Annotated in this window: 28 protein-coding genes; 7 read left to right on the top strand and 21 right to left on the bottom strand. The window is 39.6% G+C overall.

Going from position 1 to position 23,339, the window contains the following annotated elements:
• Positions 1–418: 418 nt before the first annotated feature.
• Complete coding sequence (locus DW650_RS19445) at positions 419–724, bottom strand: hypothetical protein (RefSeq protein WP_147403015.1); 306 nt, start codon at positions 722–724, stop codon at positions 419–421.
• A gap of 43 nt (positions 725–767) precedes the next feature.
• Positions 768–968 carry an XRE family transcriptional regulator gene (locus DW650_RS10915; RefSeq protein WP_182437004.1) on the bottom strand — a complete coding sequence of 67 codons (201 nt, stop codon included), beginning with the start codon at positions 966–968 and terminating at the stop codon, positions 768–770.
• 145 nt (positions 969–1,113) lie between these two features.
• Here DW650_RS10915 and DW650_RS20070 point away from each other — a divergent pair, with 145 nt between their 5' ends.
• Genes DW650_RS20070 through DW650_RS10900 form a run of 3 tightly spaced genes read left to right on the top strand, consistent with a single transcriptional unit; the run spans position 1,114 to position 3,345 of the window.
• Positions 1,114–1,431, top strand: coding sequence for a helix-turn-helix domain-containing protein (locus tag DW650_RS20070; RefSeq protein ID WP_243094107.1), 318 nt, complete (start codon positions 1,114–1,116; stop codon positions 1,429–1,431).
• Positions 1,432–1,485: 54 nt separating this feature from the next.
• The gene (locus DW650_RS10905; RefSeq protein WP_118209906.1) at positions 1,486–1,956 is read left to right on the top strand and encodes an ImmA/IrrE family metallo-endopeptidase; all 471 of its coding nucleotides are present in this window, start codon (positions 1,486–1,488) and stop codon (positions 1,954–1,956) included.
• 27 nt (positions 1,957–1,983) lie between these two features.
• The gene (locus DW650_RS10900; RefSeq protein WP_118209905.1) at positions 1,984–3,345 is read left to right on the top strand and encodes an Ig-like domain-containing protein; all 1,362 of its coding nucleotides are present in this window, start codon (positions 1,984–1,986) and stop codon (positions 3,343–3,345) included.
• Here DW650_RS10900 and DW650_RS20315 read toward each other — a convergent pair.
• Positions 3,342–3,473: a hypothetical protein gene (locus tag DW650_RS20315; protein ID WP_279216687.1), complete on the bottom strand. Its 132-nt coding sequence runs from the start codon at positions 3,471–3,473 to the stop codon at positions 3,342–3,344. The genes DW650_RS10900 and DW650_RS20315 overlap by 4 nt on opposite strands.
• Positions 3,474–3,719: 246 nt before the next feature.
• On the opposite strand from DW650_RS20315, the gene DW650_RS10895 reads away from it, so the two are divergent.
• Entirely contained in the window at positions 3,720–4,805 is a 1,086-nt protein-coding gene (locus tag DW650_RS10895) for a tyrosine-type recombinase/integrase (protein WP_118209904.1), read from the top strand.
• A gap of 171 nt (positions 4,806–4,976) precedes the next feature.
• Here DW650_RS10895 and DW650_RS10890 read toward each other — a convergent pair whose 3' ends face one another.
• From DW650_RS10890 to DW650_RS20055, 10 genes are all read right to left on the bottom strand, one after another.
• Complete coding sequence (locus DW650_RS10890; protein WP_243102936.1) at positions 4,977–6,248, bottom strand: ABC transporter ATP-binding protein; 1,272 nt, start codon at positions 6,246–6,248, stop codon at positions 4,977–4,979.
• Complete coding sequence (locus tag DW650_RS20065; RefSeq protein ID WP_243102935.1) at positions 6,245–6,790, bottom strand: hypothetical protein; 546 nt, start codon at positions 6,788–6,790, stop codon at positions 6,245–6,247. The genes DW650_RS10890 and DW650_RS20065 overlap by 4 nt, the downstream gene beginning before the upstream one ends.
• The gene (locus DW650_RS10885; protein ID WP_118209903.1) at positions 6,771–8,621 is read right to left on the bottom strand and encodes an ABC transporter ATP-binding protein; all 1,851 of its coding nucleotides are present in this window, start codon (positions 8,619–8,621) and stop codon (positions 6,771–6,773) included. The genes DW650_RS20065 and DW650_RS10885 overlap by 20 nt, the downstream gene beginning before the upstream one ends.
• Positions 8,622–8,922: 301 nt before the next feature.
• A complete protein-coding gene (locus DW650_RS10880) occupies positions 8,923–9,585 on the bottom strand; it encodes a sensor histidine kinase (protein ID WP_118209902.1) in 663 nt (220 codons plus the stop codon).
• A 19-nt stretch (positions 9,586–9,604) separates the two neighbouring features.
• On the bottom strand, positions 9,605–10,348 hold the full coding sequence (locus DW650_RS10875; protein WP_118209901.1) for a LytR/AlgR family response regulator transcription factor: 744 nt from the start codon (positions 10,346–10,348) through the stop codon (positions 9,605–9,607).
• A 92-nt stretch (positions 10,349–10,440) separates the two neighbouring features.
• On the bottom strand, positions 10,441–11,877 hold the full coding sequence (locus tag DW650_RS10870) for a methyl-accepting chemotaxis protein (RefSeq protein WP_118209900.1): 1,437 nt from the start codon (positions 11,875–11,877) through the stop codon (positions 10,441–10,443).
• Between the two features lie 886 nt (positions 11,878–12,763).
• Positions 12,764–13,666: a DNA-methyltransferase gene (locus DW650_RS10855; protein WP_117920034.1), complete on the bottom strand. Its 903-nt coding sequence runs from the start codon at positions 13,664–13,666 to the stop codon at positions 12,764–12,766.
• A gap of 10 nt (positions 13,667–13,676) precedes the next feature.
• A complete protein-coding gene (locus DW650_RS10850; protein ID WP_118209899.1) occupies positions 13,677–14,561 on the bottom strand; it encodes a HindIII family type II restriction endonuclease in 885 nt (294 codons plus the stop codon).
• A 238-nt stretch (positions 14,562–14,799) separates the two neighbouring features.
• Positions 14,800–15,012: a hypothetical protein gene (locus DW650_RS20060; RefSeq protein ID WP_243006761.1), complete on the bottom strand. Its 213-nt coding sequence runs from the start codon at positions 15,010–15,012 to the stop codon at positions 14,800–14,802.
• Positions 15,013–15,033: 21 nt separating this feature from the next.
• Positions 15,034–15,456 (bottom strand): hypothetical protein, encoded by a 423-nt coding sequence (locus DW650_RS20055; RefSeq protein WP_243102934.1) that lies wholly within the window; start codon positions 15,454–15,456, stop codon positions 15,034–15,036.
• A 56-nt stretch (positions 15,457–15,512) separates the two neighbouring features.
• Between DW650_RS20055 and DW650_RS10840 the strand changes: the two genes are divergently transcribed.
• Positions 15,513–15,755: a hypothetical protein gene (locus tag DW650_RS10840; RefSeq protein WP_118209898.1), complete on the top strand. Its 243-nt coding sequence runs from the start codon at positions 15,513–15,515 to the stop codon at positions 15,753–15,755.
• A 126-nt stretch (positions 15,756–15,881) separates the two neighbouring features.
• Here the strand turns inward: DW650_RS10840 and rpsI are convergent, their stop codons facing one another.
• The 3 genes from rpsI to DW650_RS10825 all read right to left on the bottom strand — a co-directional run bounded on the left by rpsI (position 15,882) and on the right by DW650_RS10825 (position 17,600).
• Complete coding sequence (gene rpsI, locus DW650_RS10835; protein ID WP_117920028.1) at positions 15,882–16,274, bottom strand: 30S ribosomal protein S9; 393 nt, start codon at positions 16,272–16,274, stop codon at positions 15,882–15,884.
• A gap of 16 nt (positions 16,275–16,290) precedes the next feature.
• Complete coding sequence (gene rplM, locus DW650_RS10830) at positions 16,291–16,719, bottom strand: 50S ribosomal protein L13 (RefSeq protein ID WP_117920026.1); 429 nt, start codon at positions 16,717–16,719, stop codon at positions 16,291–16,293.
• Between the two features lie 209 nt (positions 16,720–16,928).
• A complete protein-coding gene (locus DW650_RS10825) occupies positions 16,929–17,600 on the bottom strand; it encodes a DUF4352 domain-containing protein (protein ID WP_118209897.1) in 672 nt (223 codons plus the stop codon).
• Positions 17,601–17,918: 318 nt separating this feature from the next.
• Here DW650_RS10825 and DW650_RS10820 point away from each other — a divergent pair, with 318 nt between their 5' ends.
• Complete coding sequence (locus DW650_RS10820; protein ID WP_117920022.1) at positions 17,919–18,089, top strand: ribbon-helix-helix domain-containing protein; 171 nt, start codon at positions 17,919–17,921, stop codon at positions 18,087–18,089.
• An 85-nt stretch (positions 18,090–18,174) separates the two neighbouring features.
• On the opposite strand, the gene DW650_RS10815 is transcribed toward DW650_RS10820, so the two are convergent.
• Positions 18,175–19,272: a serine/threonine-protein kinase gene (locus DW650_RS10815; protein WP_243102933.1), complete on the bottom strand. Its 1,098-nt coding sequence runs from the start codon at positions 19,270–19,272 to the stop codon at positions 18,175–18,177.
• Between the two features lie 152 nt (positions 19,273–19,424).
• Between DW650_RS10815 and DW650_RS10810 the strand changes: the two genes are divergently transcribed.
• Positions 19,425–19,859, top strand: a complete 435-nt coding sequence (locus DW650_RS10810; protein WP_118209896.1) for an XRE family transcriptional regulator — start codon at positions 19,425–19,427, stop codon at positions 19,857–19,859.
• Positions 19,860–19,898: 39 nt separating this feature from the next.
• Here the strand turns inward: DW650_RS10810 and truA are convergent, their stop codons facing one another.
• From truA to DW650_RS10790, 4 genes are all read right to left on the bottom strand, one after another.
• A complete protein-coding gene (gene truA / locus DW650_RS10805; RefSeq protein WP_118209912.1) occupies positions 19,899–20,633 on the bottom strand; it encodes a tRNA pseudouridine(38-40) synthase TruA in 735 nt (244 codons plus the stop codon).
• A 109-nt stretch (positions 20,634–20,742) separates the two neighbouring features.
• Positions 20,743–21,555, bottom strand: a complete 813-nt coding sequence (locus DW650_RS10800; protein WP_117920018.1) for an energy-coupling factor transporter transmembrane component T family protein — start codon at positions 21,553–21,555, stop codon at positions 20,743–20,745.
• Positions 21,556–21,572: 17 nt separating this feature from the next.
• A complete protein-coding gene (locus tag DW650_RS10795) occupies positions 21,573–22,451 on the bottom strand; it encodes an energy-coupling factor transporter ATPase (protein WP_186899346.1) in 879 nt (292 codons plus the stop codon).
• Between the two features lie 15 nt (positions 22,452–22,466).
• Positions 22,467–23,327: an energy-coupling factor transporter ATPase gene (locus DW650_RS10790; RefSeq protein ID WP_117920014.1), complete on the bottom strand. Its 861-nt coding sequence runs from the start codon at positions 23,325–23,327 to the stop codon at positions 22,467–22,469.
• Between the last annotated feature and the right edge of the window lie 12 nt (positions 23,328–23,339).

The following is a 23,339-nucleotide window of genomic DNA, read 5'->3' as shown; positions in this document are numbered from 1 at the left end:
CGAGAGCCTTTGTCTTATCTGAAACTTCTCCCTCTCGCTCTTTACCAGATGAAATAATTTCACTGATATGAATTGCAAGTTTTTTAATAAGTTCATCTACTTCTTTCACTCTTCTTATCTCTCTTCTTTAACTATTCCTATTCTTGGAATCTGTATGTTTTTTATGTTAAAATATCTTTACCCACCGAGAATGGGGGATTATGAAAACAGAAAAACATACTTTTTCTTGCTACCGCTATGCAAAGCAACTAACAACCATTACTGATTACTATGAGTTATCAAGCGGAAAACCCGTTTGGAAATACTCAACTTGTTCATTAAAGGACAGTTCGCCTAAATTCCGGTGCAACGGAATGGAAAATAATACTGATGAATGTCCTTACTTAAGTAACTATTAAATAGCTTTCCATCGGTGGGTTTATGATTTTGCTCCACTTTTAAAGATCTGCTCATATCCTACTGCCCCTTTAAAATGTATTTCTGCCGGGCAAACCATTTTCACACTCGTGTAAAAATCTGGTAACGTATTCACATCAACATCCGGATTTAATTCCTCCAACATAAATTGAATAACGTCTATCATCAGTTGGTCTGTTCGTTCTCTCGGTGAAATAAAGCAGTACACTCTAAGAGGACAATTTGGACAATCATTCTTTTTTGCTTCGCAATATGCCCGATGCATATTATTGAATTTTACTTGTGATAACTTTTCTATCTCCGTCACTTCCCATCGCCCTTCTTTCTTTTTTGTGAATTTAATTCACTTATTAAGGCAAAAAAATTTCATCTCGTTCTTTCCGGGTGAGATGCAATACCCTTGTTAATGCAGTAATTTCAGATGCATAAAAATTACCACTTTTCATTCTGTTATAGAGAGTTTCACGCAATATACCTGATTTATCAGCTATTGCTGTAACTGTCATTCCAGAATTACTTATTTTCTCTTTGAGCAGTTCTACATTCGCCACTTCTTTATCGCCTCCTTTCCGTGAACTAAATTCACTATATCATTGATGTGAATTTATGTCAACACTTTTTAATAATTTTGTTGAATTATTTTACACAAAGTGGTATTATGATAATACAAATTAATTAATGAAAGGAGTTCTGCTTATGTTACCGCTATATAAAAACATAAAATCAAAAAGGACTGAATTAAAAATGTCTCAAGATACATTGGCAGAATTAACTGGATATAAAGACAGATCATCCATTGCCAAAATCGAAAAAGGAGAGGTCGACCTCGCAGAGTCAAAAATACGAGAATTTGCAAAAGCATTAAAAGTATCTCCCCGAGAACTTATGGGTTGGGATGAACCAGATGAAGAACCATTAACCATTGCCGCCCACTTCGACGGTGACGAGTATACTGAGGAAGAACTTGACGAAATAAAAGCATTTGCTGAATTTGTAAAAACCAAAAGAAAGTAGTTGTCCAGATTTCAGGACACCTATAAGAATATACTGGAGCGGGAGGTGTTTTAATTGAATACATATGAAGAATTGCAAGACGAAGCCTGCAAGGATGGTATAGAAATTATAGATAATCATTCTTTTAAAAGCGATCGGATCAGCGGTCTGTATTGTAATAATACGATCGCATTGAGTAAAAATCTTAAAAATTCTACCGAAAAAGCATGTGTCCTTGCCGAAGAGCTTGGACATCACTACACTGCTGTCGGTGAAATCATTGACCAGTCCAGTGCTGAGAATCGCAAGCAGGAATTACGCGGTAGAATCTGGGCATACAACAACCAAGTCGGTTTGCGTGGTATCATTGATGCATATTTACACAACTGTCAAAACCTATTTGAAACGGCAGAATATCTTGGAGTTACCGAAGAGTTTTTAAATGACAGCCTAACATACTACACAAATAAATACGGTGTATGCACACAGGTTGACAATTACGTTGTATTTTTCCAGCCTAATATTGGAGTTATGGAATTAATATAAATCGATTATAAGAAAGGGAGTTAAGTGATGAAAAATTTCAAAAAAATTTGTTTCTCATTATTAGTTGTATTCTTACTTGTATTTTCTGTACCTAGCATCTTGCCTTTTAGCGATGATATCATCAGTGTTGAAGCCGCAACCAAACCAAAACTAAATAAGAAAACAGCAACACTTATAAAAGGGCAAACATTAACATTAAAAGTATCTGGAACCAAAACCAAAGTAAAGTGGTCTAGTTCCAACAAAAAAGTAGCAAATGTCAATTCAAAAGGTAAAATCGTTGCTAAATCAAAAGGTGTTTGTAATATTACTGCCAAAGTGGGTAAAAATACATTAAAATGCAAACTATCAGTAGAAACACCAACTATCAACAAAAAATCCATTAAAATAAAAGTTGGAAGCTCATATACATTAAAGCTTAAAGGTACTAAGCAAAAAATCACATGGTCAAGTAGTAATAAAAACATCGCAACTGTCAATTCAAAAGGACTTGTCAAAGGGAAAAAAGCTGGGAAATGCATAATAACTGCCAAGATAAATAAGAAAAAGTATACCTGTAGTGTTATCGTTTCTGCCTCAACCGTCCCAATTTCCACATTTAAAATCGATAGTTGCCTTTCCGTCGTAGAGAATGACTACAGCTCAATCGATTATACTATTTCACCGTCAAATGCAACTAACAAAACCATTTCTTGGAAAAGCTCAGACAACTCAATTGCAACCGTATCGAGTTCTGGTCTTGTTCATGGAATCAAGCCAGGAACTGTTAAAATAACTGCCACTTGTGGTAATTATACAGATACTTGCATTGTTGACGTGCTTATGGATTATGAATACGCAGAATCACTATTATCATATAATAGTTATATCATAAATAACCATGACCAATCTGGTGTTCTTATTATTGTAAAAAATAACTATCATAGTCCTATTTGTTTAGAAACCAAGTGCTCCTTTTATAATTCTTCTAACGAATTAATAGGTATTTCTTCTGATGATTCGGATACACATAATTATCGTTTTGAAAATGGCAGTGAATGCGCCCTCTTTTTATCTGGACCGCCAACCGAAAATTATGTAATTGACTTTAAGGTTTCAAAACCTTTTCGTTTTGGAAATGCAAATGCAATAAGCACGACTTCAAAAGAATATTCTTCTTATATACTTACAACTGCAAAAAATGAATCAAATCCACATTCAGAGTTTACTTACGTTGCAATAGTTTTTTATAAAAATAATACTCCTATTGGATACAATGCTAATTATGCCGATACAAAATTTATTGGCACATCTGATGAATTAAAATTTTACTTTCCAAAAGATGTAAACAACAACACTATTATACCAGATAGTTACAAACTATACGTAAATTGTTCTATGAGTAATTAGAAAATACATAATTGCCGTTCATCCTCCGGCAATTCAGCTGTAAAATAAGAATCATTTATATCCATACATGTTTCATTATGTGGATCGTAGTCAGACCAGTTAATCGGATTATACTGTTTATTTATCATTGGCACACCTCCGTTATAATAACTACTCATATTATAACGTGATTGAATAACTATTTTGTGCCATATGAATTTTGATAAATAAAAACCGCCCCAGTGCTACCAACACCAGAGCGGCAAACACATTGCTCCGGAAAGCAATATCTTACACAAAGCATATTATACCTTTCGGAGCAGCCAAACGCAAGCGGAACACCCGTTCTCTGCTGGCTGTTATTTTTATACCCAAAAATAGAAAGGAATGATACTATGGCACGAAGAAAGAAACACCCCAAACTCCCAAATGGCTTTGGATCAATCAAATATCTCGGCAAAGGACGCTATAAACCTTACGGAGTCTATCCCCCAGTCACGCAGTACACAGCAACCGGACCTGTCACACCTCAGGCACTCGCCTACGTTGAGACATGGGATGAGGGATATGAGATATTGGCGGCACGGAAACTGGAAAACGAGGGTAAAATCAAGATTCAGACCGGCATTTATATTGATCGTACACCGACATTTAAAGAAGTCTATGAAGGATTTTATAAAGAGAAATACCGAAATCAGCTAAAGGAAGGAAAGAAAACTGCCTCCATGTACTCATCACAGGCAGCGTTTAGGAACTCTTCCACTCTTCATAATATGCAATTCGGTCAGATCAGATATAAAGATATGCAGGACATTCTTAATGATTGTACACTGAAACATTCCTCGCAGGAATTGATAGTGTCTCTGATGCATCAGATGTACGCATACGCAATTAAATATGACATAGTGGGTAAAGATTACTCTGCATCTCTTTTTATCCCTATATCAGACGATGACGAGCACGGAGTGCCATTTACTCATGATGAGCTGCAGATTCTTTGGAATAATAAGACGAATCCCATTGTAGAAATGATCCTGATCATGTGCTACTCCGGTTTTCGAATTACAGAAATTGTGAAATTGGATGTAAATCTGGAAGAAAAGTATTTTCACGGAGGGATCAAAACAAGATATGGTAAAGATCGTGACGTTCCGATTTATTCGCAAATCTATGATATGGTTACTCACCGCCCACAAAAAAATATGCTTGGCTGCACAACACCTATGTTTAGAAAACAAATGTATGAAAAATTAGAATCCCTTGGTATATCCACTGCACCAACCGGAGAAAAGCACACCCCTCATGATTGCCGCCACACCTTTTCCGTATTGTGTGAAAAATATAAAGTAAATGAAAACGATCGTAAACGAATGCTTGGACATTCATTTGGAGCAGATATTACCAATGGCATTTACGGACACCGGACTGTTGACGATCTGCGTAAAGAAATTGAAAAAATAAAGGTGCCTTTTAACAAATAGTAGTGTTACTAATTTGTTACTAATTGAACCTGTTTTTCACATTTCTTTACGTTCTAAAAACCGTCATTAACGATATCTAAATCCCAGTATTTATGCGGGTTAGAACCACTTTTCACTTGGAACATCAGCGTGCATGGAAATCTTAAGATTTTAAGCAAATATTAAGATTTTTTAAGCGTAATACTGCGCCTGCGTCCGGTAAAGCTCTGCGTAGATTCCATTTCCTGCCAAAAGTGTATCATGCGTTCCAATCTCAGCGATACCTCCGGCATCTAACACAACGATCCGGTCACAGAATTTACAGCTGCTCATGCGATGGGAAATATAAATAGCAGTCTTATTTTTTACCATCTCATTAAAATTCTCATAAATCTGTGCCTCAGCGATCGGATCTAAAGCGGCAGTCGGCTCATCTAAGATCACAAACGGCGCGTCTTTATAAAGTGCACGTGCAATGGCAAGCCGCTGTGCTTCACCGCCGGAAATATCGACTCCTGCACCATTGTTATTGTAAAGCTGCGTCTTTAAACCGTCTTTCATTGCTCTCACACGTCCGGAGAGTTCGACCTGATCTAACACTTCCCATGCTCTCTCTTCATCCACCTTGCTGCTTGCAGCGATATTTTCGCCGACCGGCAGGGAAAACATCGCAAAATCCTGAAAGACAACCGAAAATGCCCTTGTGTATTCCGCATAATTGTATTTCCAGATATCAATGCCGTTTAAGGTGATCGTGCCCTCCGTCGGCTCATAAAGGCGGCAGAGCAGTTTGACTAACGTCGTTTTCCCGGCACCGTTTTTTCCGACCAGTGCCATTTTCTCACCAATGTTAAATTTTAAGCTGACATGGCTTAGCACCTGTGTCCCACAGTCCGGGTAAGCAAAACTTACATCATGAAATTCAAATTCATATTGTCCGTCATCCCGCTTTTCGATCGGCAGTGTACCATCGTAATCCATTGCCGGACTTTGTATAAATTCATCAAAAACACTTAAATATTCCGCTGAAAATTGAAAAGAAATGACCTGTGACCCAAATTCCGTGATACAGTTAACGGTCTGTGAAATGACACCCGCATATAAAATAACATTTCCGATATCGATCATTCCGTTTAATGCTTTCATGCCTACCAGCAGATAGGCGACTCCTGCTGCGAACTGATTGATACCTTCGATCGAACCTATGAATTTCCCATTTAATTTTCCCATCTGTAAATAAATGTTAAATCCTTCCATCTTCTGCCGGTATTTTCCCAGAAAAAGTCCTGACAGACCATAAAGTCTGATATCTTTGCTGTTTTTTTCATCTGTCATGATTACGCCTAAATAACTGCCTAATGCGTTATTATGGTCATTTGCATGTATAAATTCATACTGTTTTGCAGTAAGCAGTTTTCCAAGATACAGATTACATGCTGCGATAACTGCATATAAGACAATCAAAAGCAGCGTTGATCCATAGGAAACAAAAAATGTTTTTTCTGTCCGCCATCGATTTTCAGTATCAGCAGCAGGAAAAATACGACCGAATAACACATGGAAAAAAACTGTACAAAGATCTGATAACAGGTGTCTATCTGATCTTTAATATCCCCACTTCCCCCTGCCGTAAGTTTTGCACGCCTTAAAGAATCTATCGTCTCCTGTTTTTCAAATTTTTCATACTGCAGTTCAAATGCTTTGTCTGCCATCTGCTGCCTTACGATCTGCTGGCAGCTTTCTCCGAGTACTTCTATCCGTTTCTGGCAGAACCGGTTCACCAGCTCACATACAAACTGTGACAGTAAAAGTACCGCCACACTTTTCACACATGCCTCATAATCTCCTTCAATCGCATGGTTTAAAATCTGTGCCGAAAAATAAAATACCAGAAACGGAACGGACGCTTTCATAAATCCGGCTGCCGCCATGACAACAGCCACATCTTTTTTTCCTTTACTGATCATCTTTATAAAACTTGTAAATTCATGCCATATCTTCTTCATGTGACTGTGCCCCTTCCTCTTTGTAATATTTGCTCTGCACCAGGAACATTTCGGCGTACCCGCCACCCTTGTTCATCAGTTCCTCATGGGTTCCTTCCTCCGTGATCTTTCCGTTTTCCAGAAACAGGATATGGTCACAGAACCGCGTCGACGCCAGACGGTGGGAAATAAAAAGCGCCGTTTTTCCCATCAGCATTTCATTGTATTTTTCATACATCTCATTTTCTGCGATCGCGTCCAACGCTGCGGTCGGCTCATCCAGTAGTAAAAGTGCACATCCTTTGTAGAGTGCACGCGCAAGCATCAGCTTCTGTGTCTCCCCGCCGGAAAGATGGATTCCATCTTCACTTACCTCTTTTCCGATAAATGTTTCCTCTTTCTGCGGCAGTTTCTGAATCTTCTCCCACAATCCGGCATCCTTTAATGCCTCCCTGCATTTTTCCTCATCATAGTCCGCTCCCATACTGCATGAAACGTTGTCCGCAATGGAAAAAGAATAGATAAATGCATCCTGAAAAACTGCAGCAAGCGACCGGTACCATGCGTCAAGATCCATTGTGGCAAGATCTGTTCCGTTGATATAGATATGTCCCTCATCCGGCATATAAAAACCACATAACAGTTTGACGATCGTTGATTTTCCGGCACCGTTAATGCCGACCAATGCCATCTTTCCGCCTTTTTTCATATGAAAACTCACATCATCTAATATCTTATGATCAGTTCCCGGATAAGAAAAACTGACATGTGAAAATTCAACCTCTACTGCCGCCAGCTCATCCTCTAACCGGACTCCCTCACCATGGTGATATATATTCTCCAGCTCTGTAAATTCCTGCATCTGTCCAACCGGTTTTAAACAGGCTGATATCTGGCTGATCTTCATGGTCAGTTCCGAAAAATAAGTGGAAAATCCACTGACAATTCCGATATAAAGCACAAAACGTGCCACGGACATTCCCTGCATCAGCTGCCCGATCAGATAACCGTAACAGATCACATCCCTGCCAAGCTGCAGCAGCAGTCCAAACAGATCATCCGCAAAATAACAGGCTTTTTCTTTTGCAAGCAATGTCTGGTATTTCTTGTTTGCAGCCCGGTAATGACCACTCAGCCATTCTTTCATCTGGTAAAGCCTTACATCTTTTCCGTTTTCCACGGTATATGCCTGACGGTCGATATAATCCTGTGTTACCGTAAGTTCTGCCTTTGTATCACGGTGCTTTAATTCATAATTATTTGCCAGTTTATAACTTAAGATCTGGATCAGTGAAATTGTGACTAAAAGCACAACCAGCCATGCCGACACGCCGGAGATTAAGGATGCATACAGGATCAATGCACCGGCTTCCTTTAAGAGCTCGACATCACAATGCAAGACGCCCTCGACACCTCTATAATTTCCGCTGACTGCCTCTCCTGCTTTCTTTAAAAGCTGCTGGACTTTTTCATCCTCACACTGTACATAATCAAGTGACATAAATTTCTGATAGCAGCGTTCGGTCATTCTGCCGCAGCGGAATTTAACGTACTGGAACTGATTTCTCCGCTTCAGATATCCGGTGATCATACACCAGATACTGTATCCGACAAAAAATGTCACAAGTTTTGCCATTGCTGTGGGCAGAGCTGCTGCGGTGATCATACCTTTTGTGTACTGCTCTAAGAATGCTACGATCATGGATGGAATCAAAATTGTGCCAAAGCCTTTGCCAATCTCAGCAATGATCTCTGCAAGGGCAAAAAAGATAGTGGACCTGTTGTAGTGCCATAGTTCGCTGAGGATGTAATGCTGGCTTGCTAAGGCGGTGTATTTTTTCGGTTGGTTCATGATGTTGTGGCTCCTCTCGTTTGGGGTGGTGGTGGCTCGATCATTTTGAAACTCTGATTCAGGTTGTGGATGTCGTGAGAGGCAACTCTGCGTTCTGGATGAGTTTCATAATGATCTATCTCCACTGTTTTCCCTGATACTTTCGTGATTTTGGTACATCTGTACGTTATGTTACTTCTTTGTTTACACTCTATCATTATTTTTCACTTTAACACAAAAAGTGCACGGAAGGTTATCTTCCGTGCACCAACGGTATCGTCCATATTCAAACACATTTTCTTCCAATTTTTTTCAGAAACTTTTACAATGGCAGCATGATCTCCGTCACAAACACTCCCGGCTCATTCTGCCGGTTAATATAGCCGCCATATTTTTCAACCACAAGATTGATCCTCTTTAGTCCATGCCCGTGATTTCCCCGCTTTTTGCTGATATACTCGGAATCCATTTTCCGCACTGTCTCATTTGTTGCATTTGACACCGAAATATATAGCTGTTTTTTAAGTACTCCGATATAAAGTCTTATAAACGGTCTTTCTGTGGTCAGTTTTTCACAGGACTCCACTGCATTATCAAGCAGATTCCCGATCAGGGCACACAGGTCGATATCACTGACGGCTAGTATTTCCGGACATTTTGCCTGATAATCAATATCAATTCCATTTTTCTGTGCCAGGGATATTTTGGAATTTAAAATGGCATCCAGATTGACATTTCCCGTCTCGATCAACTGATTGACATGATCCAGGTCCTGCTCTAACAGACCTAAATATTCCTCTAATCTGTCATATTGTTCCATCTTCACATACGCTTTCATTGCCTGCAGATGATTATGGTAATCATGACGCCAGCCGCGCATGGTAAGATATATATTCTGTACTTCCTGCACCTGTTTCTCAAGCAGTGCGTTCTGATACTCCATATTCTTTTCTTCCAGATATTTCGTGATCAGTGGTATTCTCATTTTTCCTCATTCCAAAAATCTAATTTTCATGCGAGTGGATACTTTTCATATAATAGCGGATAAACGCCTCATTCACACTCTTATAAGCATTGCGGCTCACCGGCACACTGCTGCCATCCGAAAGAATGCACTCCGTGCGCAGCACACGCTCCACTGCCGCAAGGCTGACCAGAAAACTCCGGTGCGTACTGATAAATTCTTTTTCCTGCCCCAACTGACTGTTTGTCAGTTTCTCCGCAATCTCAGAAAAATTCTTTTTGTACTCATAATCTCTGGCACTTGTATGCACACAGATATAATGTCCCTTTGCTTCCACACTGTAAATGGTATCGACCGGAATTTTTACAGTCTCCCCATCCACGTTTTCGATCAGATAGCGTCTTTCTTTGCCAAGCGCATAAGAAATCTCCTCCAGCAGAGAAAACAGCTTTGTCTCCTCCACCGGTTTTAAAAGATAGCGCAATGCACCAACCTCATACCCTTCAAACACATACTCACTGCGGTTCGTCAAAAAAACGATGGGAAGTTTTTTATCTTTTTTCCGTATCTCCTTCGCAAGCGCCATGCCATCCATGCCGTCCATATCAATATCCAAAAAGAGCAGATCGAAAGGAAAGCTGTCCGGATGCTCAAATAACAGCTCCTTTGCACTGCCATAGCCAAAATATCTAACCGTGCCGTTCCCTTCGTCTGCCCACTTTTTGATCAGTTGTTCCACATATTCTAACTGGATCTTTTCATCTTCACAATATGCAATATTCATTCTATTCCTGATCCCTGCATTTTTGTTATTGTTCACACAGTAACTTATTTCTATCTGACTTTTCAGCCTCCCACTGTTATTTTCTGTCTGATCTATTCTGCATAAGTCTCTAAATCCCGCGCCAGCAGATAAGTAGCGTCAATAATCTCTTTGGTCTGTTTCATTGCCTCTACCGCATGCTCTGCTGTCTGAAGTCCTTCTGTGGAAGAAGCAGCTATTTCTTCACCAGTTGCAGAGAGATTCGATATACTCTGGGAAATTGTGTCTGTACTGTTTAAAATGGACTGCATACTTCCCTCGATCTCTCCGATTGCACTTGCCAGTGACTGCATTTCGTCATTGATGGTCTCAAATTTATTCTTTGTTGTCTCAATCAGTTCGTTCTGTTCACGGATTGAATCCGCAGAATGTTCCATACTATCCATCGCATGCTGTGCATCTTCATTCAGGTCCTGAATAATATCCGTAATCCGGTTCGTTGCATCTTTCGTCTGCTCCGATAACTGACGGATTTCTTCCGCAACGACTGCAAACCCTTTTCCTGCCTCACCTGCTCTTGCTGCCTCAATAGAAGCATTCAATGCAAGAAGATTAGTCTGGCTGGAGATACTTAAAATAGTCGCAACAATTCCTTTTACTTCCTCCACACGGCTGCTGACCTGTTTGGTGGACTCTGCCGCCTGATTACTTGCCTGCTCCACATTGTCAGCCTGATTTTTTAATCCTGTTACCAGTCTCGCACCCTCTGCCACATTCTCCATCGTATGATTTGCCTTATCAATCATCGCTTCGGTTTCTTTTTCTGCACTGTCCGTATTCTTATGGATTTCCTCACACATCAATGCCTGCTGCTGGATTGCCTCCGCAGTACTTCCCGTGCTCTGGGCAATATTGGAAATAGATTCATTGTTATTATTGATCACTTCCTCTAATGTCTCTAATTTTTCTTTCGCAGAATCAAAATGTTTCACCAGATTTTCCGCTGTAACCAGCATCTTTTCGGATGCTGCAGCCTGCACCTCCAGATTCTCTTCATTAAATTTTGTAAGAAGAAGCGATGTCTCACGCACTGCATAGATCAATATGCCAAGCACGATCATTCCAAAAATAAGTTCACTCGAATCTGCGGTTCCACGGATAATCTGTGCAATAATATGGATCACATTTCCAACAACTGCGATCGTTCCTCCTATATATAAAAACCGTACATTTAAATAAATGGTACTTGCTGCCAGAAGCGGCATCGCATACGCATATACGAAATTTGTATGATTAAATACAAGGAAAATAAAATAGACTGCTGTTGCTGTTCCAAGCAGAATCTCTCCGCCTCTTTTTACATCCCAGAACTTCTTCGCATAAGTATTCACAACTATGATCCCCACAACTGTTGCCACTGCCTGAATCGCCACTGTAATCTTAAATCCAGTCAGACATGCCGCTACTGATAAAAATGTCATTACGATCAGCTGCGCCATCACGACATTGTATACTTTCTGGTTTGCTCTTATATATTGTGTACTTGTCATCCTGTATTTCTCCCCTTCTTTTGTATTCTGTGTCAGATTGCATATTTATTATAATATCTCTATCGCAAAAAACAATATTTTTGGCATAAAATCAAGAATTTCTTAATCTTTTTCGACATATTATGCCATAAAATGGGGTAAAAATCGAGTGTGACTTTATGGTAGAGCTACATATCTGTTGTATGCGTAACACTGCCCACAGATTCCAAGAACTATTCATCCAATATACACAATCGCTCTCAATTATTTACCACTTAATATTTATATCTAATCAAGTTGCTCAAACAACAAATCTACATATTTCTGACCAATTAAATATTCTAACAATGCTTTTCTCCTATGAAAACATCCACTAATATAATTAGGATATACACAAATCAACATACTATCAAAATACTTAAATCCCCTCTTTATTCTATTATAGTATTTAGGTCTTTCATTGAGTCCGCTTTTCTTATGAATACATTCATCAAATACATATGATAATATTCATTATTACCTTTTAATTCAAAGCAAATTTTTTTCAGCAAATCGTCCCAAGAATATGAATTTCCCAAATATCTTAGACTCATTCCTGTACCTACAAATAACAATGGGTGATTACGGAATTTTCGTATAAAATCAGATAATTGCATTTTTTCATCCCTTTTGCCACAAAAATAATTTTATTATATTACAATTCTGTTCTCTTCTCATCGTTAGCTAATTGATTATACTTTCTTCTCCATGCACGCAATGTTTTTTACATATACCATCTTCAGATTCAAAAGCACATATTCCAACTATACCATTACTTCAGCAAATATCAGGATTTGTATACCTGCATCCTAAAGTAGTATTTTCTGTATCTCCATCATTTAATGGTGTGGAAAAACCAACCTGTATTTTATTCATTATCATCCATCCTTAATAAGATATTGTTGTAATATTCCTCATTTATCTCAAAACCGATATACTCCCTTTTTAATCTTTTTGCTGCGACTAATGTTGTACCACATCCGCAAAACGGATCTAACACTGTCTGTCCTTCTTTAGTAACTAATGAAATAAGTATTTCCATTAATTCCACTGCTTTTTGTGTCGGATGTAATCCTCTATCAGTTTTTTGAGTTTTTACTTTTAAGATATTAGAGCATACTTCAATACCTTCATTCAGAGTAGTTAATTCTTTTAACTTATTTTCATTAAATGCGCCAACTTCATATTTAGTTATGTTATCTGTCAAAGTAGTTCCCTGCGGATAGGGCTTCATGAACCACAGTATTGGTTCGAATAATGGACGAAGATTTCCTATTTTCCACCCTTCCCATGCCAAACTATTCTGTTCATCATTTCTTCTATCAAAAACACAACTAATTCTCTGTGCTCTGTATGCCGCCGAGTCTTTCTCCCACGCAATCATATCTTTAAAAATAAAACCTGCATCTTCCATTGCGCAAATACATCTATGAGCCATTCTCCGTCCTGCAAATATGAAGCAACTTGCACCTGGTTTCAATACTCTCAACCAATCTTCCGCCCATGATGAGCACCATTGATAATATTCAATCGGAATATTCTTATCTGATTGAGCCCATCCATTTAATGGTTTGCCTCTAGTTTTAAAAATTGTCCCACTTTTTTCTTGAGCTGGGCTTTTCCCTAACAGTGCACTATTTGTATTATTATGTAAAACATCCCATTTATCGTAATTAATTCCATATGGAATATCAGACAATATCAAATGCACAGATTCTGTATCCACACTCTTTATTAATTGTATTGAATCTCCCAATTCAACTCTGCCCATCAATATTCACCTACCTGTTCAATTTATCTATATACTGTGAAATAGCATTTATTTTTTCCTGTAATTTCTTTGCTTTAATTAATTCTTCTATTGCTTTTTCTTTGGTAAATTTCTTTATTTCCTCTATGCAACCATTCCAATATGATATTTCTGTTTTCCCCCTATATGTAATTAATCTTTTATAATCATTTAACATACTTCTATATTGCACTTCTGGCAAACCTATTTTCTTTGCAACATAAACATCCATTTTAGGTAAAAAACAACATTTAGCATTAGCAAAACTTAATGATTTATCTCTTGCTATCATTTGGGAGGCATTCCATAATGATTCCAAAGATAATGATTCTGTCTCTTTTACATTTTTTTCAAGTAAAATAGATATATGTTCCCAAGACAACAAACATACATTATTTTCGAGAGCTTTTGAATATATTTGACTAGTAGATTGTGGGTATTGAAAATATGGTGCTACTAAAACAGCATATTCATTCTCAGAACCACGCCAATCACTCAAGTTACTCACTTTAAAATCTTTCTGATTCTTTGCTGTTCTACTCAATCTAAAACATTTTGCATCAGCAACTAAGCTATATTTATATCCCGAAATACTTTCTGCCAATATATCAGCACTATCTGCTCTTTCATCCAAAGCCCTCGATGCCAACCCTAACAATCTAAAACATCTTGCTAAAACTATATCCGAAGCCTTTGAATATAATTTTTCTTCTGTAGAATCATGTTCAATATTTTCAGGAATAGTACCTATCTGCTTTACGATTTCTTTGAAATCTTCCTCTGATATTTCATCAATATATTTTCTTATTTTCTCAGTTGCTTCCTTGAAATCTATTGTAGAAAGTTCTTTTATTTGATTTATAAGTTTTTCAAACATTTCATATCTCCTTTTTATATTTCTTATTATCTGATATTGTCCAATTACCATCAAATGTAAATACTACATCTATTCTATTTTCAAAACACAATATTTGTATTATTCTTTGCTAAATGTACATTTTTCATTGCCTAAATTGCTATCCTATATACCTCTTAACTTAACTTTTTATATTATATTCGATATATTGAATAATAGCAACGGAACTTGTGTTTGACTCTTTTATATTATATCACCGTCATAAGTCGAACACAAGTTCTATCATAAATTTTATCTCCCCATCATACGCCTCCCACAACCTCTTCTGCTCCGTTCCAATCCTCAATATTTTCTGCAAATCCCTAGCCATAGCCACAACATTAGCATCCATCTGCTCTACTGTCCCTGTCCGGTTACCAGCCTTAATTTCCCACTGAATTGTCTCTTTGCTGTAATATTCCCTAGTCTCCACATTCATATATCCATACACCGATTATGAATATCCATTGCTTTTCTCTATGAATACCGGAGCCACTTCACCCTTAGAAGTTTTCCACCTCATAAGCCTTTGAAACCAGCAGATTCCTTCTTTTATCAGCTCCTTGAAATTCTCCAGCAGTTTGCCTAATTCACTAAGTATTCCTCTAAATGAATTACCTGCTTCAATCGTCTTATCCGATTCAACCTGATTGGCATATTCTTCTATTATCGGTGCAAATAATCTGAATGATGATACAAAAGCATTGATCGTATCAAGCAATTCTACTGCTTTATTTGCTTTATCTGTCATGCTTTCCAGCTCTTGTTTTACCGATTGAAGTTCTGACCGCTTTTCATCAAGTTCCTTAGTCTGTCTCCTTTCCAATTCCCTGTATGCAATTTGCGAAGCGGTTAACACAATATCCGCATCTTGCACTTGTTCCTGTATAGTCAAATATGTGGACATTAGCAAGCCAGGAAACCCAAATTCATTTGACAGAAAACCATTCAGCAAGAAGGAAATCAAAACTTTGTGGGACGCACAAGAATCCAATCAATGATGATAATATGCAGCTTGCAGAAAAGTCCAGGAAAAAGATTCTGACAATCAAAGGCAACACACATGATGGATATGATGTCATCTTCAAGGATGGAAGAACAGTTCATTGCAAGACAAAACTGGAAATCAGAAAATGTCTTGCACAAGACAACAAAAGTCTTGCACAAGACACCTGATTCAGTGTTACTAATTTGTTTCTAACTTGTTACTAACAGACAAAAATTCATAAAAACGGACAAAAAGAAAAATCCCACAAATCCAAGGAATACCTTGAATCTGTGGGACTGATTTTTGTTCTTGAATTATCTCTTTGAGAACTGCGGAGCGCGACGAGCTGCTTTGAGACCGTATTTCTTACGCTCTTTCATACGAGGATCACGTGTTAAGAATCCTGCTTTCTTTAATACTGGTCTGTAGTCAGCGTCTACATTTAATAACGCACGAGCGATACCATGACGGATAGCTCCTGCCTGTCCTGTGTATCCACCACCACGAACGTTTACTAAAACGTCGAATTTATCAGCTGTCTCGGTAGCTGTTAAAGGCTGACGAACAACAACCTTTAATGTCTCTAACCCGAAATACTCATCCATATCTCTTTTATTGATGGTAACTTTACCTGTACCTGGTACTAAATATACTCTGGCAACAGATGATTTTCTTCTTCCTGTTCCGTAATACTTTGTATTAGCCACTGTTTTTCCCTCCTAATTAAAATGTTAAAGCTTCAGGTTTCTGAGCTGCATGCTTGTGATCCGGTCCAACGTATACGAATAATTTTGTATACATCTCTCTTCCTAAAGGTCCTTTTGGAAGCATGCCTTTTACTGCGTGCTCAATAACTCTTTCCGGATGTTTTGCTAACATTTCTTTTAAGGTAGTTTCTTTCATACCACCTACATAATCAGAGTGATTGTAGTAGATTTTCTGGTCTAATTTCTTACCAGTTACTTTAATCTTCTCAGCGTTAACAACGATTACATAATCACCTGTGTCGATGTGCGGTGTAAAGATTGCTTTATTCTTTCCTCTTAATACTTTAGCAACTTCAGATGCTAAACGTCCTAATGTCATACCTTCAGCGTCAACTACATACCATTTTCTATCAATGGTAGCTGGGCTAGCCATAAAAGTTTTCATTGATCTTCCTCCTAGAAATAATGTTACGGAACACCGCTGCAATGTGAATGTCCAGGACACACCGCTTGGTATTCAATAAATTGTTTATAGCTTAAATGTCGCTCCGGGGCTTTGGATTGACATTACTTCACTATCACAGACTTAAATAGTATAGTACACGACGCCTTGTGTGTCAAGTTTTTTTTGCCTTACTGCAAACTTTTTCCTGCCTATTTTGTGATTTCAAACTTAAATTTATTACTGCTCCAGACATTATCCTTAAAATGAATTTCTATTGTTTTCCAGTCTGCCGGAACCTCATATCCTATTACACCATTCATTTTTTTCCCTGCTGCAATGGTTCCATCTAATTGATTTGCATCGTTTTTCTCCAAAAGAGCGTTCAGTGAATAGTTTAATGCGTAATCATCCGCATACGCTTCAAAACTTGCCATACTGCTTATATTTATTTCAGAATCAGAATTATTGGCAATCTCAAACTCTACCAGAACAAACTCATTTCCATCCGATGGTTTATTATACTCTGATCCACTATTCTGCGTATAGTTGACCATTGTAACCTGTACATCATTCATTTCCGCGGTTTCGCCAATGCCAAATATATCTTTCTCGCTATTCTCCTGTCCGGCAGATGTATCTTCTGTCATATTTTTTTCTGTATCCGTCTTATTATCCGTAGTATTCTGCACCGGATCATTCTCCACTTTTTTCGGTTTATCCTCTCCACCACCCGAAATTGCTGCAATAAGTGCAACCACGATCACAGCGATCACGATCCATTTACCGATGCCACCCTGTTTCTTTCTGCAGTTTGGGCATACCTTCGCGTCTTTTGGTATCTCCGTCTTGCAATACTTACATACCTTTGTTCCCTTTTCCATTTCAAATCCTCCTATGTTTTGCGAAGCAAAATCCGAACCCTTTGGTGAGGAGAGGATTTTCCTCCTATGTTTTGCGGAGCAAAATGCGACTGCCTTTGCAGGAGCAGAGGATTTTCCTCCTATGTTTTGCGGAGCAAAATGTCTGCTATACAAGCAGCTTTATAGCTTCCATAGCATGTGCCTCTTGCATGGAGCAATGCCCAGCAAGCTGTGCATGATTTTCCTCCTGTGCTTTATATTATCCTACTTTATGCTACTTTATCCTACTTAGTGGTATATGTCAACCATTTATCGTATATATAAAATATAAAAGAAGAAATGAGGTTATCTATGAAACCATTAAAAAATAAAGTAAGCATTACACTTGATTCAGATGTTATCGAACAGTTAAAACTCCTCGCAGAACAGGATGACCGTTCTTTTTCCCAATACATCAATATGATATTAAAGGAATATCTGTCTCAACAGGATAAAAAGAAAGAAGCGTAAAACAGCTTCTGTCTTATGCTTCTCTCATCTTAACCATATTTATTTCGTTTTTGGTATGCTCTGTGCATACATTTTCTCTGTTCCTTTAAAATAATATCGCTTCTAAGGTTACACATATCACAGCTGCCGCAAAAATAAAAATAAATTCCGCAGCCACATAACCGATCAGTCTTATGATCCGTTTTTTGCTGTTTACAACCGGTATATTTCTCCGTATCCCCATATAGTCGCAGACAAAAAATATAAATACGATCTGTGACAGCCAGAGTACAAAACGTTCCAGTGTAAGCTCTTTAGCCGCGAGCGGCTGCCCCTTACTGCCACTCAATTCTAACGACCAGAAGAAATATGTAACAAATGCATACCCCAAAACAGAAACGATCATTTTCCACAGTTTTCCAGATCGAAAACCGGGTATTTTATAAAAAGGCGGCTTATGAATACTCACATTTTCCATATTGTAAGACGCACTCACTGCACCGCTTACAGCAGTTTCAAGTTCACCCACATTCTGATACCTGTCTTTTGGATTTAAATTGATGCATTTTAATACCACCGGTTTTAAACGCCCCTCCGTTATCCTTTCCAGAGGAAAACAACGCATGAGCATATAATTAAGCAGTACACCCATCGCATAAATATCAGTTCTCGCATCTGTCTGCCCGAATCCGAACTGCTCCGGTGCTGCATAGCCTTCCGTTCCCATCATAACGGTATCTTTTGACTTGCCCGGCTGGTAAATCCTTGCAATATCAAAATCAATCAGCTTTACTTTTCCCTCATTGGTGATGATCACATTCTCTGCTTTCAGATCTCTGCATATGACCGGCATTTTCGCATTATGTAAAGGATGAAGTGCCCTGCACAGACAGATTATGACCTCTGCTGCTTCCCTCTCCGAAAAAAATTTTTCCCGCAGCATTTCTTCCAGATTTTTTCCACTTAAATATTCCTCGATCACGATCAGATTCGTCTCTGTCTGTATACATTCATAAATTTCCGGTATATATGGATTCGGATTTTTCTTTAAAAAAAGATAAATCTCCTTCAAATCCGGTGCAACATACTTTCTTACACCAATGACACCATTTACTTTATTCCTTACGATATGTACTTTTTCATTCTCATTCAGCCTGCCAAGATCCACATATTCCGACAGACGGTATTCTTCCTCAAGCAGCATATGACTTTCCACCAGTTTCTTGCATTCATCTGTATAACACGCTATGATAGATGTCGGACAGTAAAACAACCTTACTCTTTTTGCCTGATGACATCTGTATAATCATATAAATGTATTTTATTATTTTTTGGACAACAATTCAAGGAGACCTTATGAAACAACAAACGACAGACGAATTAATGAAACTTCTCACTTCCACCAAAAATACGGCTGAATTAAAACAATATACCGATACACTTCCGGAAATGGCAGCCGTCTCGACTTTTCCGGAATATCTGAACGAACAGATGATAGCCCACAATATAACCGCTGCAAATCTGATCGCCGCAGCCCAGATACAGCGCAATTACGGCTATCAGATCTTAGACGGCAGACGAAGTCCCTCCCGTGATAAGGTTATTTCTCTCTGCCTTGCGCTAAAGCTCGATCTTTTGGAAACGCAGCGTGCTCTCACGCTCACAAAAAACGGACAGCTCTATTCTAAAAGCAAACGTGACTCTATCCTCATTTTTGCCATAGAAAAAAAGCTGTCCGTGATCGATGCCAATGCCCTCTTAGAAGAATTAGGTGAACCTTCTCTAAGCTGACTGACTTCAGCCGTATTTTAAAATATTCCGTTATCCTGCTTACTCAAACTCGATCCCCATCATCGTAAGTCCATGTGCCGGTGCCGTAGGTCCTGCCGCACTGCGGTCTTTTTTTGCAAGGATCTCTCCCACTTCATCCGGTGCAACCGCGCCACCGCCAACCTGCACTAACGTCCCTGCAATGATCCGTACCATATTATAAAGGAAACCATTCCCAGTCACACGGATCGTAATGATATCCCCATCTTTTTCCACATCACAGGCATAAATGGTACGCACCGTCGTTTTTACCTGTGCACCGATCGCACAGAAACTCTTAAAATCATGCTCGCCCACCAGATAAGATGCCGCCTTTTTCATTTTTTCCACATCCAGCGGATAATGATAAAAATAAGTATCCAGCCGTCTTGTAGGCATACGGAATGTCCTGTTTAAGATGCGGTATTCGTAAGTCTTTCTGCTGTTCTGATAACGTGGATGCCAGCCATCCTCCACTTCACATGATCCCTGCACCACAATATCCTCCGGCAGTCTCTGATTCAGGGCAAATGCAATCTTATCTGCCGGCATCCTCGTGTTCGTATCAAACACCGCAATATTTCCAAGTGAGTGTACCCCGGAATCCGTCCGGCTTGCACCGCTCACCACGATCTCTTCCCCCAAAAGTTTCGAGAGATTTTTATTTAACACTTCCTCTATCGTGATACCGTTCGGCTGCACCTGCCATCCTTTGTAATTTGTGCCGTCATACGCCACAACCATTTTTATACGCATACTGATCCTGTCCCCATTTCTAAGCAGCCTGCCGTGTCTGCTTCCATAACTATCTATTTGTTTCTGTGGCACAAAGCTGCTTATATTTTGCAGCTTCATGCAACAAAATTTACTGCGGAAACGGTAAAAAGAATCTGCACAACAGAATAACCACAAAATATCCGATCACAAGCACATATGCCTTATGATCCACACCCGCATAACGCAGCGGTTTCATCTTGGTTCTGCCCTCACCGCCATTATAGCAGCGTGCCTCCATCGCCATCGCAAGGTCATCGGCGCGGCGGAACGCAGAAACAAACAACGGTACTAAAAGAGGAATCATATTTTTCACTCTCTGTAGCAGATTGCCGCTCTCAAAATCAGCACCTCTTGCCATCTGTGCTTTCATGATCTTGTCCGTCTCCTCGATGAGGATTGGAATAAAACGAAGTGCGATCGACATCATCATTGCGATCGCATGTACCGGAACACCGATTTTTGTCAAAGGCATCAATGATTTTTCCAGACCATCCGTAAGCTGGTTTGGCGTTGTTGTAAGTGTCATGATCGAAGTACCAAGAATCAGGTAAGTCAGCCGGATCGCCATCAGAATCGCATTCTGCGCACCTTCTGCTGTGATCTTAAAGATCCAGAAACTCACGATCGGTGTACCCGGTGTCAGGAAAAGATTAAAAGCCGCCGTGATCAGCATCAGAACCACGATTGCCTTTAACCCCTTTACCATAAACTTAAACGGAACCTTCGATGACTTAATGCAGAAGACCAAAAATACAGTCGCAACAAGTAATGCCGCAATCCCTTTAAAACAAAACAATGAAATAATATAAATAAATGTAGCAAACAGTTTTACGCGCGGGTCCAGTTTATGAATGACGGAATCCGCCGGATAATACTGGCCCAGTGTAATATCTCTTAACATCTTCTTCCTCCGAACCGTTACATATGAAAGTCTGTTTTTCCGGAATCAATCCCGGTCAGCGCCTCAAGCAGACACGCTCTCGCCTCTGCTACTGTCGTGGCATCTGTATCAACATTCAGACCTTTTTCCTTCAGTTCATGCATCAGGTAAGTCACCTGCGGTGCCGCAAGACCAACTGATTCAAGCTCCTTATAATGGCGGAACACTTCTTTCGGCGCGCCATCAAACATCACGCTTCCATGATTCATTACGATAATCCGCTCCACATATTTTGCGACATCCTCCATGCTGTGTGATACCAGAATAACCGTAATGCCCCGCTCCCTGTGCATCCGCTCCACAAGATCTAAAATTTCATCACGTCCTGCCGGATCAAGTCCTGCTGTCGGCTCATCTAGGATCAGTACTTCCGGCTTCATCGCAAGCACGCCCGCGATCGCAACACGACGTTTCTGTCCACCGGAAAGATCAAACGGAGACTGGTAATACAGTTCTTCCGGCAGTCCGACACTTCGCAGAGCCTCAAATGCCCTAAGTCCTGCCTCTTCTTTTGATAATCCCTGATTTTTCGGTCCAAAACACACATCATCAAAAATGGTTGTCTCAAACAACTGGTGCTCCGGATACTGGAATACCAGACCAACACGGTTTCTTAGCTCACGCAGATCAAAATCATCCTCATAAATATCCTGACCATGAAAATATATCGTTCCGGATGTGGCTTTCATCAGTCCGTTCAGATGCTGGATCAGAGTTGATTTACCGGAACCGGTATGCCCGATCACACCGATAAACTGTCCATCCTCGATCGTTAAATTCACATCCTTTAACGCCTGAATCTGGTACGCAGTTCCCTCGCTGTATACATAATTCACTTTATCTAAAATAATTGACATGTTCATCCTCATTTCTTAGTCAATCTGTGCAATCCTAAGGATATGTCCGACCAGTTCTTCCCTCGTCAGCACGCCAAGCGGAATATCGAGTCCAGACTGTCTGAGCAAGTCCGCAAGGATCGTAACCTGCGGTACATCAAGCCTGTATTCTTTGAGTTTTCCGACCTGTGAAAAAATCTCACGCGGAGTTCCCTGCATGACAACTTTTCCCTTATCCATTACGATCACCTTATCAGCACCGACTACCTCTTCCATATAATGTGTGATCAGAATGATCGTGACACCCTTTTTCTCATTAAGTTCATGTGCAGTACGGATGACATCTGCTCTTCCGTTCGGATCAAGCATCGCCGTCGGCTCATCTAACACGATACATTTTGGCTCCATCGCAACAACGCCTGCGATCGCAACACGCTGTTTCTGTCCACCGGAGAGCTTATTCGGTGAATGATGGCGGTATTTTAACATGCCGACCGCCTTTAGGCTCTCCTCCACACGCTGCCAGATCTCATCTGTCGGCACACCGATATTTTCCGGTCCGAATCCGACATCCTCCTCTACTACGCTCGCAATGATCTGGTTGTCAGGATTCTGGAAAACCATTCCGGCGGTTTTTCGCACCGGAATGACATTTTCTTCTTTTGAAACATCCATGCCGTCCACAAAGAGACTTCCCTCGGACGGGGCTAACAGTGCATTGATATGCTTCGCAAGCGTAGATTTACCGGAACCGTTATGCCCTAAAATCGCAATAAAATCTCCCTGCTTCACATCCAGATCCACGTGATCTAAGGCAGTCTGGATCGACTCTACATTTCCCTCTTCATCACGTCTGATATACTCATGCACAAGCTGTTTTGCCTTAATAATTCCCATCTGTTTTTATCC

The sequence above is a fragment of the Roseburia sp. AM23-20 genome (assembly GCF_003470905.1).
Lineage (GTDB): Bacteria > Bacillota > Clostridia > Lachnospirales > Lachnospiraceae > Roseburia > Roseburia rectibacter.
The sequence above is the reverse complement of the archived record's forward strand: the minus strand, read 5'-3'. Positions and strand labels throughout refer to the sequence as shown.